A 15,989-nucleotide genomic window follows, 5' to 3' on the forward strand; every position below is an offset into this window, starting at 1 on the left:
GTCAGTGGGCCCGATACACCCCCGGCGCCTGGCAGATTGCATTCGCGGACAGGTCCGCTCCCACGGTGATGTGATATTTGCAGGTGGAATGACACAAAAAAAGGCCTGCATCGCGCAGGCCTTTTGTCGTTCCAGGGCGCGGCGTTTTTACTTCACCGCCACTTCCGGCGGCTGGGTGAACGGCACAGCGGGCTTCTCCATGTGCGCGAAGTCGCTCAAGCCCCGTGGCCCGTACGGGTCACCGATCAGGCGCGGACGTTCCTTGAAGTCGAAACTGACCAGGCTCTTGGTGGTGTCCAGTTCATCAAAGCTGAGTCCCGCCAATTGAGACCAGGTGTGAATCAGTTGTGAGCTGCTGTACGGGCGGTCCTTGATGCTGTCGAAATTCCAGTCGTGGCTCGCTTTCCATTTCGGCGAGGCGTACGCGATAAAGGGTACGGTGTACATCGGGATCGTGGGTTTGGCTTCGTTGCGGCCCAGCACGTTATGCCCGGGCGAGTCGTACACGTCTTCGCCGTGGTCGGAGAGGTACAACAAAAAGCCATTGGGGTCGGCCTTGCTGTAGGTCTTGATCAGACTGGAGACCACGAAATCGTTGTACAGCACCGCGTTGTCGTAGCTGTTGTACAGCGGCAGCTTGCTGTCATCGATGCCCGCCGGCACGCCTTCACGGCCGGTGAACTGCTCGAAAGACGGCGGGTAGCGGTATTGATAGGCCATGTGCGTGCCCAGCAAATGGACCACGATCAGCTTGCGTGGCGCGGCGTCGTCCAGTGCCTTGGCGAACGGCGCAATCACGTCACCGTCGTACTGGCGGGCGTTCTGGTTGCGGTTGTTGTTCAGGTACACCTGCTCGTCGGCCTGTTCGGAGAAGGTCGTCAACATGGTGTTGCGCTTGGTCATGGTCTGCTGGTTGGTGATCCAGAAGGTCTTGTACCCGGCTTGCTTCATGACGCTGACAATGGACGGTGTCTTCAAATAGAGGTCCGGTGATTCCTCATCCGCAAAGGTCAGCACCTGCTGCAGCGCTTCGATGGTGTACGGGCGGGGCGTGATCACGTTGGTGAAAACTTCCAGCTGATCCTTGAGTTGGTCAAGGTTGGGCGTGGTCTGGCGCGGGTAGCCGTACAGGTGCATGTGTTGGCGGTTGGTGGATTCGCCGATCACCAGCACCAGAGTCGTCGGCAGATTGGCCTGCTGGTCATTGAGGTTTTTCAGCGGCGCGATGTTGCTGCTGCTGGCGAGCATACCTTGCATGTTGTCCAGTTGCTGGGTGTAGCGGTGGTACGCCACCAGCATCTGCCATGGCACCGCAGGCTCGATGCGCGATTCAAAAGCCTCAAGGCCCGAGGCAACGTCGTCATGCCGGGCCATCTGTTTGGCCAGCGGGTAGCCGATGATCGCCACCAGCAGGGCGGTGGCCACGACCCAGGCGCGGCCCCGGGGCAGGTAGACCGGGCGCAGGCGGGTCCACAGGAAAATCGCGAACGCAGTGTGGGCGATGAACGCCAGCACGATCCACCAGGCAAAGTACTGGGTCATGTACTCGCCGGCTTCCGACACGTTCGATTCGAACATGATGAAGATGACGCTCTGGGAAAACTCCTGCTGGTAGATGAAGAAATACCCCAGGGCAGCCATCGAGCAGGCCCAGAGCACAACGCCGATCACGGCGGCCATCACGCGGGTCTTTTTCGGAAACAGCAACATCGGCGCCAGCCAGATGCCGCTCAGGACGAAAGCCTGGCGAAAGCCGGCGAACCCCGACGTGTCGGTCAGTTGGATCAGCAGTTGGGTGATGCCCGAGAAATACCAGAAGAAGAAAAACAGCCAGGCCAGGCCAGCCCAGTCAAACCCGCTCGGAGTTTTAGCACTCCGTTTTGAAATTGCCATCAAACGCTCCACCACAGATATCGTTCAGACGACCGATCCAATGTCCGGCAGGCAACATGTCACCTTCGACGCGCATTGAATCAAGGCGTCCAACCCTCAAGGGCGCGGAGTATGGGGAGCCAAAAGTGAAAAAACTGTCATGTTCCCGTCACAGGAATGTCGGGTTATCGGGCAGGGGGCAGCAAACGGTGAGCGGGAACGTTGCGGGATGTTTCAGGTCGGAGTAGCGAGCGACAGCGCAGGGGAAAAGCAGGACGCGCGGATTGGTTTTCAAGGAGAGGGGAGCAGAAGCGGTGTCGACAGGGGCAAGCCAGCTGATCGGGCTTGCCACGGGATACGGGCGTACAGGGTGAAGCGCTGATGTCACGCCTGCAGTGCGTTGCCAGGGCCGGTCAGGTGAGCCTGTTGCAGCAGCAAGGTCAGGTTTTCAACCTTCTTTTGCAGCATCGCACGGTCTTCCTTGAGCTGGCGTAGCTCGTCACGGCGGATGGTTACGTACAGCGTTTGTGGTGTCATCAATACAGTGCCCATTGCTTACCTCGCAAATGGCGGGTTCAACTTCAGAAGGTTCAAGCAGCGACTGTCGTGATCCGAATTGTCCCTGCTCATACCTCTATCGGCGCAAAGTCTGATTTCTTTTGCACGAAAAAGGAACTTTTTTATTTTTTAATGTCGCGAACGTTTCTTGATCGCGAAAAAGGGCGTCATGGCGCAAGCTTGACGCTCTTGTGTCCTCAGACATGAAACAAAATTCACCCGGAAACCTTCGTCTGCCTCACCGGACTAACCCTACAAGCGGCACTGGGTTATAAAATGAGGCACCTTATTTCGAATCAAGGAGCACCTCTACATGCAACTCGGGATTGTTGGACTAGGCCGCATGGGCGGCAACATCGCACGTCGACTGATGCTCAATGGCCACACGACTGTGGTCTATGATCGCGATGAGCAGTCTCGCACCGCGCTTGCGAACGAAGGTTCGACGCCAGCCAACGACCTCGCCGCACTGGTCGCTGCGCTGGATAAGCCTCGCGCCATCTGGGTCATGTTGCCTGCCGGCGCGCCCACCGAAGACACCATCAACGTGCTGAGCGAAATGCTCGAGCCGGATGACGTGATCATCGACGGCGGCAACACCTTCTATAAGGACGACATTCGTCGCTCCGTCGCACTCAAGGACAAACAGCTGCACTACGTCGACGTCGGCACGTCCGGCGGCGTGTGGGGCCTGGAGCGCGGTTACTGCATGATGATCGGCGGCGAGACCGACGTGGTCGAGCGCCTCGATCCACTGTTCAAGACGCTGGCGCCGGGCCTGGGCAACATCCCGCGCACCGTTGACCGCGCCAAGGATGCCGACCCTCGCGCCGAGCACGGTTACATCCACGCCGGCCCACCGGGCGCGGGCCATTTCGTGAAGATGATCCACAACGGCATCGAATACGGAATGATGCAGGCCTTCGCCGAAGGTTTCGACATCCTCAAGACCAAGAACTCCGACAACCTGCCGGCTGAGCAGCGCTTCGACCTGAACCTGGGCGACATCGCCGAAGTCTGGCGTCGCGGCAGCGTGGTTTCGTCCTGGCTGCTGGACCTGACTGCCGACGCACTGGCCACCGATCCGCAGCTCAATGCTTATTCCGGTTCTGTGGCCGACAGCGGTGAAGGCCGCTGGACCATCGAAGCCGCCATGGAGCAGGCCGTACCGGTGCCGGTGCTGTCGACTTCGCTGTTTGCGCGTTTCCGCTCCCGTCAACAAAGCACGTACGGCGACAAGATGCTGTCGGCCATGCGTTTCGGTTTTGGTGGTCACAAGGAACCAAAATAATGGGGATATCCCGAAGCAAGCACAAAGCCAAGGTTGCGCCGTCCACGACGTTGTTCCTGTTCGGTGCTCACGGGGATCTGGTCAAGCGTCTGCTGATGCCGGCGCTGTACAACCTGACCCGCGACGGTCTGGTGGGGGAAAATCTGCACATCGTCGGCGTTGACCACAACGCCATCAGCGACGCCGATTTCGCCAAAAAGCTCGAGGATTTCATTCGCCAGGAGGCGGCCGGCAAAGTCGCCGAAGGCGGCAAGGAGCCGCTGGACCCTGCGCTGTGGGGCAGTCTCGCCGAGCGGATCACCTACATTCAGGGTGATTTTCTGGATGACTCGACCTACGCCGACATCGCCGCCAAGATCGAAAGCACCGGCACCCGCAACGCCGTGTTCTACCTGGCGACCGCGCCGCGCTTCTTTATGGAATGCGCCAAGCGCCTGGGATCGTCGGGGTTGATGGTCGAGGGTGAAGGCGGCGAGGGCGATGACTATTTCCGCCGCGTCGTGATCGAAAAACCGTTCGGCCACGACCTGCCCAGTGCGGTCGCGCTTAACAGCTGCTTGCTCAAGGTCATGACCGAAAAGCAGATTTACCGGATCGACCACTACCTGGGCAAGGAAACCGTGCAGAACATCTTGGTCAGCCGTTTTTCCAACGGCCTGTTCGAAGCGTTCTGGAACAACCATTACATCGATCACGTGCAGATCACGGCGGCCGAGACCGTGGGCGTTGAAACCCGCGGCAGTTTTTACGAAACCACCGGCGCCTTGCGGGACATGGTGCCCAATCACCTGTTCCAGTTGCTGGCGATGGTGGCCATGGAGCCGCCGGCTGCCTTCGGTGCCGACGCGGTGCGTGGCGAGAAGGCCAAGGTCATCGGCGCCATTCGTCCGTGGTCGGAGATGGAAGCGCTGGCCAACTCGGTGCGCGCTCAGTACACCGAAAGCACCGTGGGCGCCAAGAGCGTGCCGGGCTACCGCGAGGAAGACCGCGTCGCGCCCGACAGCACCACCGAAACCTACGTCGCCCTCAAAGTGATGGTCGATAACTGGCGCTGGGTGGGCGTGCCGTTTTACCTGCGAACCGGCAAGCGCATGAGCGTGCGCGACACCGAAATCGCCATCTGCTTCAAGCCTGCGCCGTACTCGCAGTTTCGTGACACCGACATTGACCGCGTCGCGCCCAACTTCCTGAAGATCCAGATCCAGCCCGACGAAGGCATGTGGTTCGACCTGCAGGCGAAGAAACCGGGGCCGACCCTGGACACCCAGACCATCGAGATGGGCTTTGCCTACAAGGACTTCTTCGAAATGCAGCCGTCCACCGGGTATGAAACCCTGATCTACGACTGTATGACCGGCGACCAGACCTTGTTCCAGCGCGCCGACAACATCGAAAACGGCTGGCGGGCGGTGCAGCCGTTCATTGATGCGTGGGCCAAGGACCCGCGCGTGGAGACCTATCAGGCCGGCGAAGACGGTCCTGCGGCAGCGGATGAACTGCTGGCGCGCGACGGTCACAGCTGGCAGCAACTGGGATGAGTGGCGCGACGCAGTCCCTCGTCCGGTTCATGCTCTCCGACATAGACGGCACGCTCTTGCGGCCCGATCACAGCCTGAGTCAGGCTAATATCGACGCTGTTGCGCAACTGCGCGCTGCCGGTGTGCATTTTTCCGTTGCCAGCAGCCGTCCGCCGCGGGCGATGCGTCAGCAGATCGAAGCGCTGGGTATCGATTTGCCCACCGTGGCGTTCAATGGCGCCAACATCATCAACCCCGACGGCAGCCTGCTCAAAGCCCATCGCATCGATCCGGTCGCGGCGCGTACCAGCCTTGCGCTGTTTGCCACGCAGCCGGTGGCAGCGTGGGTGTTCGCCGACGATCAATGGCTGTTGCTCGACCCGGACGGCGATTACGTCGGCCACGAGCGCGGCACGCTGGGCTATGACTACGTCCAGGTCGACAGCTTCGAGCCTTACCTGGACCGGATCGACAAGATCGTCGCCGCCAGCAAGGATTTCGAGCTGCTCAAGCGTCTTGAGGCCCAGCTCAATCCGCTGATCGTCGAGCATGCGCGGGCGGCCCGTTCGCAGTCGTACTACCTGGATGTGACAGCGCTGGACGCCAACAAGGGTACCGCGTTGATCGACCTTGCCGAAGCCCTGGGCGTGCCGTTGGCGCACACGGCGGCCATCGGTGATGCGGGCAACGACGTGGCGATGTTCCTCAAGGCCGGGCTGTCCATTGCGATGGGGCAGGCGGAGAGCGAGGTCAAGGCTCACGCCACCCACGTGACGGCCAGCAACCTGGAAGACGGCGTGGCGATGGCGATCGAGCGATACGTGTTGCCGCGTAAACCACTGTAAATCCGTCAACGTGGGAGCGGACCTGTCCGCGAATGCGATGTTTCAAACGCCAGCGCTTTGTCTGGTTCACTGACGTCTTCGCGAACAAGTTCGCTCCTACAGGGAATGCAGGAAGCGACAGGTGACCGGTCGTCCGATCCGCGCGGCATTCAAAAGAGGCATGTTCATTCCATGGCGGTATTGATTGAAGATTACGCGCTGCTCGGCAACTGCCGGACGGCCGCTCTGGTCTCCCGTGACGGCTCGCTGGACTGGCTGTGCTTCCCGCGCTTCGACGCCCCGGCCTGTTTCGCTGCGTTGCTGGGCGATGTCGACAACGGGCGCTGGAAAATTGCCCCGCTGGACCCGAACACCCAGGTCGAGCGCGCCTACCGCGACGGCACGCTGATTCTGGAAACAGTCTTCACTACTGACACCGGCCGCGCGGTGCTCATTGACTTCATGCCCATGGAGAATGAGAACAGCGTGGCGCGCATGATCGTCGGGCTCGAAGGCTGGGTCGATTTCGGCATGGACCTGGCGATCCGCTTCGATTACGGCAGCACCGTACCGTGGGTCGAGACCCGGGATGCCCACACCCTGACCGCCGTCGCCGGCCCCGACATGCTGGTGCTGCGAACCCCCGCCGAGCTGCGCCCGACCGATCACCACACGCAAAGCCGCTTTCGGGTCGAAGCCGGGCAGCGGGGTGCGTTCACCCTGGCCTGGCAGCCGTCCCACGAAAAAATGCGTGAAGCGTTTGACGCACAACGTGCGCTGGAACAGACCGAGCAATTCTGGCTGGCGTTTTCCGATCGTTGCCCGGAAGTCGGGCCATGGACGGCGCAGGTCAAGCGTTCACTGATCACCCTCAAGGCCATGACCTTCGCGCCTACCGGGGGCATCGTCGCGGCGGTTACGACCTCGTTGCCGGAGCAGCTGGGCGGTGAGCGGAACTGGGATTACCGGTTCTGCTGGCTGCGGGATGCGACCATGACCTTGCTGGCGTTCATGAACCTCGGCTACTTCGAAGAGGCCACCGCCTGGCGCAACTGGCTGCTGCGCTCCATCGCCGGCAACCCCGAACAAATCCAGATCATGTACGGGCTGGCCGGCGAACGACGGCTGCCCGAATACGAGCTGCCGTGGCTGGCCGGTTACGAGGCATCGCGACCGGTGCGGGTCGGCAACGGCGCGGCCACGCAGATGCAACTGGACGTCTACGGCGAGGTGGCGGACGCCATGACCCAGGCGCTCAAGAGCGGTCTGCCGCGCTTGCCGCGCAGTACTGAAATCCAGAAAGTCATCATGCCGTTCCTGGAAAACGTCTGGCATCTGCCCGATGCGGGCATCTGGGAGATTCGCTCCGAGCCACGGCATTTCACCCACTCCAAAGTCATGGCCTGGGTGTCCTTCGACCGCAACGCCGGAGTGCTGGCCCAGAGCGACGATGAAGAAGAACGCGCCCGTGGCCTGCATTACCGCGCCGTGGCCAACGAGATTCACGCGGATGTCTGCGCCAACGGCTACGACGCGCAGTTGGGCAGCTTCGTGCAGACCTACGGTTCCAAAGCGGTGGATGCCAGCCTGCTGCAGATTGCACTGACAGGCTTTTTGCCGGTGGACGATCCACGGGTGGTGGGCACTGTGGCGGAGATCGAGCGAGCCTTGATGCAGGACGGCTTGTTGCTGCGTTACGACAGTGACCGCAGCGTGGATGGCGTGTCCGGCAGCGAAGGGACGTTCCTGGTGTGTTCGTTCTGGCTGGCCGACGTGTACGTACTGCTTGGGCGTGAAGAGGAAGCGCAAGCGCTGTTCGAGCGCTTGTGCGGGTTGAGCAATGACCTGGGCCTGCTGGCCGAGCAATACGACCCGCGCAATCAGCGGATGCTGGGCAATTTCCCCCAGGCGTTCAGCCACATCGGCATCATCAACACCGCGCTCAACCTGAACCGCGTGGTGTGCCCCGTGAAGACCCGCGCTACGGCGAATAGCGTATAAGCGACCCCAAACCCTGTAGGAGCTGACGAGCCCGAGCGAGGCTGCGATCACGGTGTATCAGCCATGAATGTTCTGACTGATACACCGCATCGCAGCCTCGCTGGGGCTCGTCAGCTCCTACCCGTCAGATGCAAAACGCCTACCGCGCCTTGCGGAAGGTAAAGTTGATTCGTTGTTCGCCCAACTGCGGGTGGCTCCCTTGCTTGATCGGCATCACGCCATGAAAACGCAGGCGGTCCACGCCGCCCCACACCACCACATCGCCGTGAAACAACGGCACTTTCTGCGTCTTGTCACTGCGTGCATCGCCACCGAACAGAAACATTGCCGCCAGCCCCAGTGACACCGACACCACCGGCCACTGCAGGCCGTGTTCGTCCTTGTCCTGGTGCAGCGACATTTTTGCGCCGGGGATGTAGCGGTTGATCAGGCACGCATCCGGATCGAAGTCGGGAAAGCCTGCGGCTGCCGCTGCGGTCCGGGCCAGCTCGTGCATGACTGCGGGCATGTCGGGCCAGGGCTGGCCGGTTTGCGGGTCGAGCGCGGTGTACTGGTAACCGCTGCGGTCAGTGGTCCAGCCAAACTCGCCGCAACTGCTCAGGCCCACGGACATTGTAAAGCCGCCGGGGGTGACCATGTGCCGGAAGGGCGCCTGCTGCAGCACCGATTCCAGGGCCGGTAACAGCCGATCGATCAAGGGCAGGGCGAAGCCACGAAACACAAAGGAACAGGGGCCGATCTGTTCCGTGGCGGGCGGTTGCGGAGTGTCGTCGGCAAACAGATCGAGGGTGGCGGGTGTCTCGCCTTTGCGTTGCATCATGGTGTCCACCTTTGGCGCGTGCCGAGTGGCGGTCAGAGCGCCTTGCTGACTTTGACTTCAGTGATCACGTCGTCGCTCTGGCTGTGCATTTTTTCCAGCGCAGCCTTGGCTTCTTCGGCGGACGGCGATTGCAATTGCGCAAATTCGAAGCGGCGCTCGCCATTCAGTTTGTAGCTGATGGCGTATTTCACGGTCGGGGTAGGGGCTGTCACAAAAAACTCCTGTCGGGCTGCGTCCGGAGACAAATATTTCACACAGCCCGGTGTTGAATGGCCTGAATCAGCTCAGGCGGGAGGACGAGCGACGCACGATCTTGATCGAATGGGTGAACGTAGTCTTGCGCCCACCGTTGCTGTCCATTTTGCGTCCGGCGGTGTCGATGGTGATGTTCCAGAAACCGCTGCTCGGTACATTGATCTTGGCGGGGAAGGTGTCAAAGGCGCCGCCGTGGTAAGTGTGGCGACCGCCGTTTTTGAAGCTGCGAAAATTGGCGTCGCTCATCAAACGTATATTGCAGAGTTGCGAGCATTCGATGACGACCAGATCGTCTTCGTTGAGGTGCTCGCGCTGGTGTACGAATTTCATGGATCTCTCCGCAAATTAACTAATTCTTCAAAGCCCGAAACGATAACATGCAGTCGCCAGGCCGTTGTCGTTGCCGACGTTTTTTTGCGTTGTTTTCAATCGAAAGTGCAATCCGGAGGGATTTTATCGTGCATCGGCCTGTCGTAAGCACCTTTACTGGAGGGATTGTATGAAACTGGCTGTTGTTATTCTGGCTCTTGCGATGACTGGCTGTGCCACGGTCGCCGATATCGAACACACACCCGCAACAATGAGCGTCATGTCAGGCAAGAACCCGAAGGAATATGCCGAGTGTTTTCTGCACAAGATTGCAGACAGTCGCAAGCCTTCCCAACTTGAACCGCGTCATGAAGGGCTGCGAATCATCGTTCCGCAAAAGTTGATCCAGGGTGACCCTGCCGCCATCGTCGACATCGAACCGCGTTCCAGCGGCAGCTCGATCAAGGTCTACGAGCGCATCAGTAACGTGCCGATGCGGCCGAAGGATGTGCAGCGCGCTGCCACGGCGTGCATTTCCGGCGAAGGTTGATGCAAGCCCGCGTCAGCGCAGGTGGTGGCGCCACCGTCGCGCTGGCGGCGGCCCGACCGGTTACTTGCAGCTGACCAGCAGGCTGCGGGTCTTGTAGTTGCCGACATCGACCCCCAGGGTCTTGTCGCTTTCCTTAGGCTGCGGCGTGCCGTCGGTGCTGATGATGTTGTAGCCGGTGCCCGCGCAGGACGCGTCAGCCTTCTCGTAACAGGCGGCCCATGACATCGCCTCGCCGGAGCAATCGATGCTCAGGCCCTGGGCGCCGTTTTTCATGTAGGTGTTTTCAGCGGTAGCGCAGCCGGTCAGGCCCAGTACTGCGATAAGCGACAAAATCTTGGTCATGTTCGAATGCTTCGTGATGAGGGCCGGGAGAGGGTCGGTGACAGCGTTTCTTCGACTGGTGGGCAGTGCCATCGTTCCGGCATCACCGAAATCATTTATGGCCTGCGCCGTCCCGGCGATCAGCGTCAGTTTTTCGGGTCGGAGCGGCGGCGGGGCGCTGGGGTGTCTTCGAACACGGCGGCCACTTCGACCGCCAGGCTTTCAGTGGGGAACGGCCCGGCAACGGCTTCGTCGCCCAGCCCGCAGACCCACCACTGGTTGTCTGCCAGCTTCTTGATCTGGTAACCGTTTACAGTTTTTACGTCCGACATGTATCCATCTCGTTCAGGGGAAAGGCTGCGCATCATAAGGCCCGGACATGAACCTGTCGCCTGGGGCGTCACCGGACGCGGCATGTGAGAAATTTCTTACGTAACAAGGCGCCGAACGGCTACGCTTGCCCCTGGAGATGTCATCGACTTGAGCGGTCGCTCATCGTATTCACAGCCCGCGCGGAACTATCTTCGCTCAGACTCCTCTACCATGGCATCAAACGGCCAGTGGCGAGCATTGTAAGGCAACCGCCGCCTGATTAGACTGCGCCGCAACACCCCCAAAAGCCTTATCAAGGACTCATATGATCAAGAAATGCTTGTTCCCTGCAGCCGGTTACGGCACTCGCTTTTTGCCAGCGACCAAAGCCATGCCCAAAGAGATGCTGGCAGTTGTAAACAAGCCACTGATCCAATATGGCGTGGAAGAAGCCCTGGCCGCCGGCCTGACTGAAATCTCCATCGTCACAGGCCGTGGCAAACGCGCGCTGGAAGACCACTTCGATATCAGCTACGAGCTTGAGCACCAGATCAAGGGCACCGACAAAGAGAAATACCTGGTCGGCATCCGCAAGCTGATCGACGAGTGCAGCTTCTCCTACACCCGTCAGACCGAAATGAAAGGCCTGGGCCACGCTATCCTCAGCGGCCGTCCGCTGATCGGCAACGAAGCCTTTGCCGTGGTCCTGGCCGATGACTTGTGCGTCAACACCGAAGGTGACGGCGTCCTGGAGCAGATGGTCAAGCTGCACAATCACTACAAGTGCTCCATCGTCGCCATCCAGGAAGTGCCTGCCGATCAGACTCACAAGTACGGCATCATCGCCGGTGAAGAGATCAAGCCGGGCCTGTTCCGTGTGTCCAACATGGTTGAAAAGCCAAAGCCTGAAGATGCGCCAACCAACATGGCGATCATCGGCCGCTACATCCTGACGCCCGATATTTTCGAGAAGATCGAGCAGACCGAGCCAGGCAAAGGCGGTGAGATCCAGATCACCGATGCCCTGATGAAGCAGGCTGCTGAAGGCAACGTGCTGGCCTACAAATTCAAGGGTCAGCGCTTCGATTGCGGCGGTGCGGCAGGCTACGTTGAAGCCACCAACTTCTGCTTCGAACACTTCTACAAAGAACTGTAAGCGGCATGCGGTAGCAGCTGCACCGGCTTTTGCCACGCAGCTGTATGCAGGACAAAGCCACCTCCGGGTGGCTTTGTCGTTTCTGTCCTGCAGCGCTGACCAACAGTGGTTTAGCGGTTATGCTAGCGCACCGTTAAGGAGAAAATGATGGCCTACGACTTCGACCTGTTTGTAATTGGCGCCGGTTCCGGTGGCGTGCGTGCCGGGCGCTTTGCCGCCGGTTTCGGTGCGCGGGTGGCGGTGGCCGAGAGCCGTTATCTGGGCGGCACCTGCGTCAACGTCGGCTGCGTACCCAAGAAATTCCTGGTGTATGGCGCCAACTTCTCCGAAGAATTCGGTCACGCCAAAGGGTTCGGCTGGACCCTGGGTGAACCGTCCTTCGACTGGGCGACCCTGATCGCCAACAAGGACCGGGAAATTCATCGCCTCAACGACATCTACCGCAAGCTGCTGGTCAACAGCGGCGTGACGCTGATGGAAGGCCACGCCAAACTGCGCGGCCCCCATGAAGTTGAAATCAACGGCCAGGTGCACACTGCCGAACACATTCTGATCGCCACCGGTGGCTGGCCTCACGTGCCGCAGTTCCCGGGCAGCGAGCACGTCATCACTTCGAACGAAGCGTTTTTCCTGGACAAGCTGCCCAAGCGCATCGTCGTGGTCGGCGGCGGTTACATCGCGGTGGAATTCGCCTCGATCTTCAACGGCCTGGGTGCCGAAACCACGCTGATGTACCGGCGAGAATTGTTCCTGCGGGGCTTCGACGGTAGCGTGCGTACGCACTTGCACGAAGAGCTGACCAAGCACGGCCTGGATATCCAGTTCAACACCGACATCGCTAGCATCGAAAAGCTGGCCGACGGCACGCTGCAACTGGGCTTGAAGGATGGTCGCTCGATGAACACCGACCTGGTGTTCTATGCCACCGGCCGGCGTCCGATGCTCGACAACTTGGGCCTGGAGACGGTCAACGTCGAGCTCGACGACAATGGCTTCGTCAAGGTCAACGATGACTACCAGACCAGCGAACCGTCGATTATTGCCCTGGGCGACGTGATCGGTCGCGTTCAGCTGACCCCGGTGGCATTGGCAGAAGGCATGGCTGTGGCGCGTCGCCTGTTCAAACCCGATGAGTTCCGCCCGGTGGACTATGATCACATCCCCACTGCTGTGTTTAGCCTGCCCAATATCGGCACGGTCGGCTTGACTGAGGAAGATGCGAAAAAGGCCGGGCACGAGGTGCAGATTTTCGAGAGCCGTTTCCGACCGATGAAGCTGAGCCTGACCGACGATCAGGAGCGCACGTTGATGAAGCTGGTGGTGGACGCCAAAACCGACAAAGTGCTGGGTTGCCATATGGTCGGCCCGGATGCCGGCGAGATCGTGCAGAGCCTGGCCATTGCGATCAAGGCCGGCGCGACCAAGCGCATTTTCGACGACACCATCGGTGTGCATCCTACCGCTGCGGAAGAATTCGTGACCATGCGTACCGCCACTCGCTGACACCGGGCGTCACTGTAAACACCCCGGCGTCATGGACGAGGCCGGGGTCGACAACACAAAGAAAGGAAGGACCCCTTTTTGGACAACATGAGTTTGCCGGCATCCATGCCCTTGAACCGCGTCGGACCCGACGACACCCCCATCCCGCCGGCTCAGGCGCTGACCGAGAGTGAACGGCAGTTTCGCACCCTCGCCGACAACATGAGCCAACTGGCGTGGATCGCCGATCCTGCCGGCAAGCACTATTGGTACAACGCGCGCTGGTACAGCTACACCGGCACCTCGCTTGAGGCGATGCTCGCCCTGGGCTGGCGCTCGCTGCATCATCCCGACCACATCGAGCGGGTCACTGCACGCCTGAGCCGCTGCTTTGCCACCGGTTCGCTGTGGGAAGACACCTTTCCGTTGCGCGGTCAGGACGGGCTTTATCGCTGGTTCCTGTCCCGAGCCTTGCCGATTCGCGACGACGAAGGGCGCATCACTTACTGGCTGGGCACCAGCACCGACATCACCGCCCAAGTCAATGCCGAAGAGGCGCTGCGCGAACTCAACGAGAGCCTTGAGCAGCGTGTCGCCGCCCGCACCCGGGAGCTGGCCACGGCCAACGAGCGGTTGCAGGTGGAAATGAGCGAGCGTGCCCAAGCGGAAGAGGCGTTGCGCCACGCACAGAAAATGGATGCCATCGGCCAGCTCACCGGCGGCATTGCCCACGATTTCAACAACATGCTCACCGGCGTGCTCGGTGCTCTGGACCTGATCCGGCGCCGGGTGGCCGCCGGTCGCGTCTCGGAAATCGATCGCTACATCGATGCCGCCATGGGCTCGGCCAATCGTGCGGCATCGCTCACCCATCGCCTGCTGGCGTTTGCCCGGCGTCAGTCGCTCAACCCGCAGCCGGTGCAGGTCAAGCGCATGGTGCTGTCCATGGAGGAGCTGCTGCGCCGCACCCTGGGTGAGAACATCGAGCTGGAAATCGACCTGAGCAGCGATCCGCGCCTGACCAATACCGACGAGCATCAACTGGAGAATGCGCTGTTGAACCTGGTGATCAACGCCAGGGATGCGATGCCCGACGGCGGTCGCCTGTTGATCCGGACCGACGTGGTCGCGCTGGACGGCACCCCGGAAGGTCTGGTCGCAGGGGATTTTGTGCGGCTGACGGTGCAGGACACCGGCTGCGGCATGCCGCCCGACGTCATTGCCTGTGCGTTCGATCCGTTCTTCACCACCAAGCCGATCGGGCAGGGGACGGGGCTGGGGCTGTCGATGGTCTATGGCTTCATGAGCCAGACCGGCGGCCGGGTGCAGCTGCACAGCGCGGTGGCGCAAGGGACGCGCATCGAGTTGTACCTGCCGTGCCACGCTGAGCCGGACCTGCCCCTCGCGGTCGCGGAAGCGCGGCCGGCGCCCTGTCGGGCCAGCCAGGGTGAGCGGATTCTCGTGGTGGAAGACGAACCTGACGTGCGCATGCTGGTGGTCGATGTGCTGAGTGAATTGGGGTATGTGGTACTGGCTGCCGCGGATGGACCATCCGCACTGGCGCACCTGCAGGGTGAGGGACGTATCGACTTGCTGGTGAGCGACGTCGGGTTGCCGGGCATGGATGGCCGGGAGCTGGCCGAACTCGCCCGCCAGCAGCGTCCGGGGCTCAAGGTGCTGTTCGTCACCGGCTACGCGCGGACCTCTCAGGTGCGGGCCGACGTCCTCGCCGAAGGCATGGCGCTGCTGACCAAACCGTTCAGCATCGATGATCTGGCCCAGCGCGTGCGGGGGTTGATCGAGGAGGAATGACCGGGGCGGTGTCAGCCATCCTGCACGCCAGACCGCCTGGAAAAAACGTTGCCAAGGGCTCAGACAGTTTTCTTCTATTAATAAACATCTTTTATAGTCAAAACCAATCGTGCGCATCAGCTTTGCCAATGAGCCCATGCGCACGCTTTTGCGTAGTATCCTTCCCATCGAATTCATAACCCCTAAGGAGATTCATCCGATGCCTATCATTAACAGCCAAGTAAAACCGTTTCAGGCAACTGCTTATCGTAACGGCGACTTCGTAGAAGTGTCGGACGCAGACTTGAAAGGCAAATGGTCTGTAGTGTTCTTCTACCCGGCTGACTTCACCTTTGTTTGCCCTACCGAACTGGAAGACCTGGCTGACAGCTACGAAGCTTTCCAGAAGCTGGGCGTTGAAATCTACAGCGTTTCCACCGACACCCACTTTGCCCACGCTGCATGGCACAACACCTCGCCTGCTATCGGCAAAATCAAATACACCATGATCGGTGACCCGACCCTGACCATCTCCCGCAACTTCGACGTACTGATCGAAGAAGCTGGTCTGGCTGACCGTGGCACCTTCGTGATCAACCCCGAAGGCCAGATCAAAATCGTTGAACTGAACGATGGCGGCGTTGGCCGTGACGCTTCCGAGCTGCTGCGCAAGATCAAGGCCGCTCAGTACGTTGCTGCTCACCCGGGCGAAGTCTGCCCTGCCAAATGGCAAGAAGGCGAGGCCACTCTGGCACCGTCCCTTGACCTGATCGGCAAGATCTAAGTCCTTGTCTATCGGACTGGGAGCGATGAGCTCTTGAGCACGTAATCTGCATCGCCCCCAAAACGCCCGGGCGGTCTCCGTTCGGGCGTTTTTTTTTGAACACTGAAATCTTTTTATTTTTTAATTTTCTTTGAAAAGGAAGCCGC

General features: G+C 60.4%; 16 protein-coding genes. 9 read left to right on the forward strand and 7 right to left on the reverse strand.

What is annotated here, in order from left to right; genetic code table 11:
* Positions 1 to 147: 147 nt before the first annotated feature.
* Together ABQX22_RS03395 and ABQX22_RS03400 are read right to left on the reverse strand one after the other, a co-directional pair.
* Positions 148 to 1,893: a phosphoethanolamine transferase CptA gene (locus ABQX22_RS03395; protein ID WP_349796482.1), complete on the reverse strand. Its 1,746-nt coding sequence runs from the start codon at positions 1,891 to 1,893 to the stop codon at positions 148 to 150.
* Positions 1,894 to 2,256: 363 nt separating this feature from the next.
* Positions 2,257 to 2,424 (reverse strand): DUF6026 family protein, encoded by a 168-nt coding sequence (locus ABQX22_RS03400; RefSeq protein WP_349796484.1) that lies wholly within the window; start codon positions 2,422 to 2,424, stop codon positions 2,257 to 2,259.
* A gap of 319 nt (positions 2,425 to 2,743) precedes the next feature.
* Here ABQX22_RS03400 and gnd point away from each other — a divergent pair, with 319 nt between their 5' ends.
* The 4 genes from gnd to ABQX22_RS03420 all read left to right on the forward strand — a co-directional run bounded on the left by gnd (position 2,744) and on the right by ABQX22_RS03420 (position 8,063).
* Entirely contained in the window at positions 2,744 to 3,721 is a 978-nt protein-coding gene (gene gnd, locus ABQX22_RS03405) for a phosphogluconate dehydrogenase (NAD(+)-dependent, decarboxylating) (RefSeq protein ID WP_349796486.1), read from the forward strand.
* On the forward strand, positions 3,721 to 5,259 hold the full coding sequence (gene zwf / locus ABQX22_RS03410) for a glucose-6-phosphate dehydrogenase (RefSeq protein WP_349796488.1): 1,539 nt from the start codon (positions 3,721 to 3,723) through the stop codon (positions 5,257 to 5,259). Before gnd ends, zwf begins: the two co-directional genes overlap by 1 nt.
* On the forward strand, positions 5,256 to 6,083 hold the full coding sequence (locus tag ABQX22_RS03415) for an HAD family hydrolase (RefSeq protein WP_349796490.1): 828 nt from the start codon (positions 5,256 to 5,258) through the stop codon (positions 6,081 to 6,083). Before zwf ends, ABQX22_RS03415 begins: the two co-directional genes overlap by 4 nt.
* Positions 6,084 to 6,254: 171 nt before the next feature.
* On the forward strand, positions 6,255 to 8,063 hold the full coding sequence (locus tag ABQX22_RS03420) for a glycoside hydrolase family 15 protein (protein WP_349796492.1): 1,809 nt from the start codon (positions 6,255 to 6,257) through the stop codon (positions 8,061 to 8,063).
* A gap of 139 nt (positions 8,064 to 8,202) precedes the next feature.
* On the opposite strand, the gene alkB is transcribed toward ABQX22_RS03420, so the two are convergent.
* The 3 genes from alkB to ABQX22_RS03435 form a co-directional block, all read right to left on the reverse strand.
* Entirely contained in the window at positions 8,203 to 8,883 is a 681-nt protein-coding gene (gene alkB / locus ABQX22_RS03425; protein ID WP_349796493.1) for a DNA oxidative demethylase AlkB, read from the reverse strand.
* 32 nt (positions 8,884 to 8,915) lie between these two features.
* Positions 8,916 to 9,095 (reverse strand): hypothetical protein, encoded by a 180-nt coding sequence (locus ABQX22_RS03430; protein WP_349796495.1) that lies wholly within the window; start codon positions 9,093 to 9,095, stop codon positions 8,916 to 8,918.
* A gap of 67 nt (positions 9,096 to 9,162) precedes the next feature.
* Positions 9,163 to 9,468 (reverse strand): DUF1883 domain-containing protein, encoded by a 306-nt coding sequence (locus ABQX22_RS03435; RefSeq protein WP_349796497.1) that lies wholly within the window; start codon positions 9,466 to 9,468, stop codon positions 9,163 to 9,165.
* A gap of 169 nt (positions 9,469 to 9,637) precedes the next feature.
* On the opposite strand from ABQX22_RS03435, the gene ABQX22_RS03440 reads away from it, so the two are divergent.
* Positions 9,638 to 9,997, forward strand: a complete 360-nt coding sequence (locus tag ABQX22_RS03440) for a hypothetical protein (protein ID WP_349796499.1) — start codon at positions 9,638 to 9,640, stop codon at positions 9,995 to 9,997.
* A 60-nt stretch (positions 9,998 to 10,057) separates the two neighbouring features.
* Here ABQX22_RS03440 and ABQX22_RS03445 read toward each other — a convergent pair whose 3' ends face one another.
* Complete coding sequence (locus ABQX22_RS03445) at positions 10,058 to 10,339, reverse strand: hypothetical protein (RefSeq protein ID WP_349796501.1); 282 nt, start codon at positions 10,337 to 10,339, stop codon at positions 10,058 to 10,060.
* A 125-nt stretch (positions 10,340 to 10,464) separates the two neighbouring features.
* On the reverse strand, positions 10,465 to 10,650 hold the full coding sequence (locus ABQX22_RS03450) for a hypothetical protein (protein ID WP_349796503.1): 186 nt from the start codon (positions 10,648 to 10,650) through the stop codon (positions 10,465 to 10,467).
* Between the two features lie 305 nt (positions 10,651 to 10,955).
* Here ABQX22_RS03450 and galU point away from each other — a divergent pair, with 305 nt between their 5' ends.
* The 4 genes from galU (at position 10,956) to ahpC (ending at position 15,843) form a co-directional block, all read left to right on the forward strand.
* Positions 10,956 to 11,786 (forward strand): UTP--glucose-1-phosphate uridylyltransferase GalU, encoded by an 831-nt coding sequence (gene galU / locus ABQX22_RS03455; protein WP_349796505.1) that lies wholly within the window; start codon positions 10,956 to 10,958, stop codon positions 11,784 to 11,786.
* Positions 11,787 to 11,933: 147 nt separating this feature from the next.
* Entirely contained in the window at positions 11,934 to 13,289 is a 1,356-nt protein-coding gene (gorA, locus tag ABQX22_RS03460; protein WP_349796507.1) for a glutathione-disulfide reductase, read from the forward strand.
* Between the two features lie 87 nt (positions 13,290 to 13,376).
* The gene (locus ABQX22_RS03465) at positions 13,377 to 15,080 is read left to right on the forward strand and encodes a hybrid sensor histidine kinase/response regulator (protein ID WP_349797521.1); all 1,704 of its coding nucleotides are present in this window, start codon (positions 13,377 to 13,379) and stop codon (positions 15,078 to 15,080) included.
* A gap of 199 nt (positions 15,081 to 15,279) precedes the next feature.
* Positions 15,280 to 15,843: an alkyl hydroperoxide reductase subunit C gene (ahpC, locus tag ABQX22_RS03470; RefSeq protein ID WP_349796509.1), complete on the forward strand. Its 564-nt coding sequence runs from the start codon at positions 15,280 to 15,282 to the stop codon at positions 15,841 to 15,843.
* Positions 15,844 to 15,989 lie beyond the last annotated feature (146 nt).

The organism is Xanthomonas sp. WHRI 1810A (genome assembly GCF_040202885.1).
Taxonomy (GTDB): Bacteria; Pseudomonadota; Gammaproteobacteria; order Pseudomonadales; family Pseudomonadaceae; genus Aquipseudomonas.

Coding starts and splice junctions, on each gene's coding strand:
- zwf (WP_349796488.1), top strand. CDS start 3,721: ATGGGGATATCCCGAAGCAAGCACAAAGCCAAGGTTGCGCCGTCCACG.
- ahpC (WP_349796509.1), top strand. CDS start 15,280: ATGCCTATCATTAACAGCCAAGTAAAACCGTTTCAGGCAACTGCTTAT.
- ABQX22_RS03440 (WP_349796499.1), top strand. CDS start 9,638: ATGAAACTGGCTGTTGTTATTCTGGCTCTTGCGATGACTGGCTGTGCC.
- ABQX22_RS03415 (WP_349796490.1), top strand. CDS start 5,256: ATGAGTGGCGCGACGCAGTCCCTCGTCCGGTTCATGCTCTCCGACATA.
- galU (WP_349796505.1), top strand. CDS start 10,956: ATGATCAAGAAATGCTTGTTCCCTGCAGCCGGTTACGGCACTCGCTTT.
- ABQX22_RS03420 (WP_349796492.1), top strand. CDS start 6,255: ATGGCGGTATTGATTGAAGATTACGCGCTGCTCGGCAACTGCCGGACG.
- gnd (WP_349796486.1), top strand. CDS start 2,744: ATGCAACTCGGGATTGTTGGACTAGGCCGCATGGGCGGCAACATCGCA.
- ABQX22_RS03445 (WP_349796501.1), bottom strand. CDS start 10,339: ATGACCAAGATTTTGTCGCTTATCGCAGTACTGGGCCTGACCGGCTGC.
- ABQX22_RS03435 (WP_349796497.1), bottom strand. CDS start 9,468: ATGAAATTCGTACACCAGCGCGAGCACCTCAACGAAGACGATCTGGTC.
- ABQX22_RS03465 (WP_349797521.1), top strand. CDS start 13,377: ATGAGTTTGCCGGCATCCATGCCCTTGAACCGCGTCGGACCCGACGAC.
- ABQX22_RS03400 (WP_349796484.1), bottom strand. CDS start 2,424: ATGGGCACTGTATTGATGACACCACAAACGCTGTACGTAACCATCCGC.
- ABQX22_RS03395 (WP_349796482.1), bottom strand. CDS start 1,893: ATGGCAATTTCAAAACGGAGTGCTAAAACTCCGAGCGGGTTTGACTGG.
- ABQX22_RS03450 (WP_349796503.1), bottom strand. CDS start 10,650: ATGTCGGACGTAAAAACTGTAAACGGTTACCAGATCAAGAAGCTGGCA.
- alkB (WP_349796493.1), bottom strand. CDS start 8,883: ATGATGCAACGCAAAGGCGAGACACCCGCCACCCTCGATCTGTTTGCC.
- gorA (WP_349796507.1), top strand. CDS start 11,934: ATGGCCTACGACTTCGACCTGTTTGTAATTGGCGCCGGTTCCGGTGGC.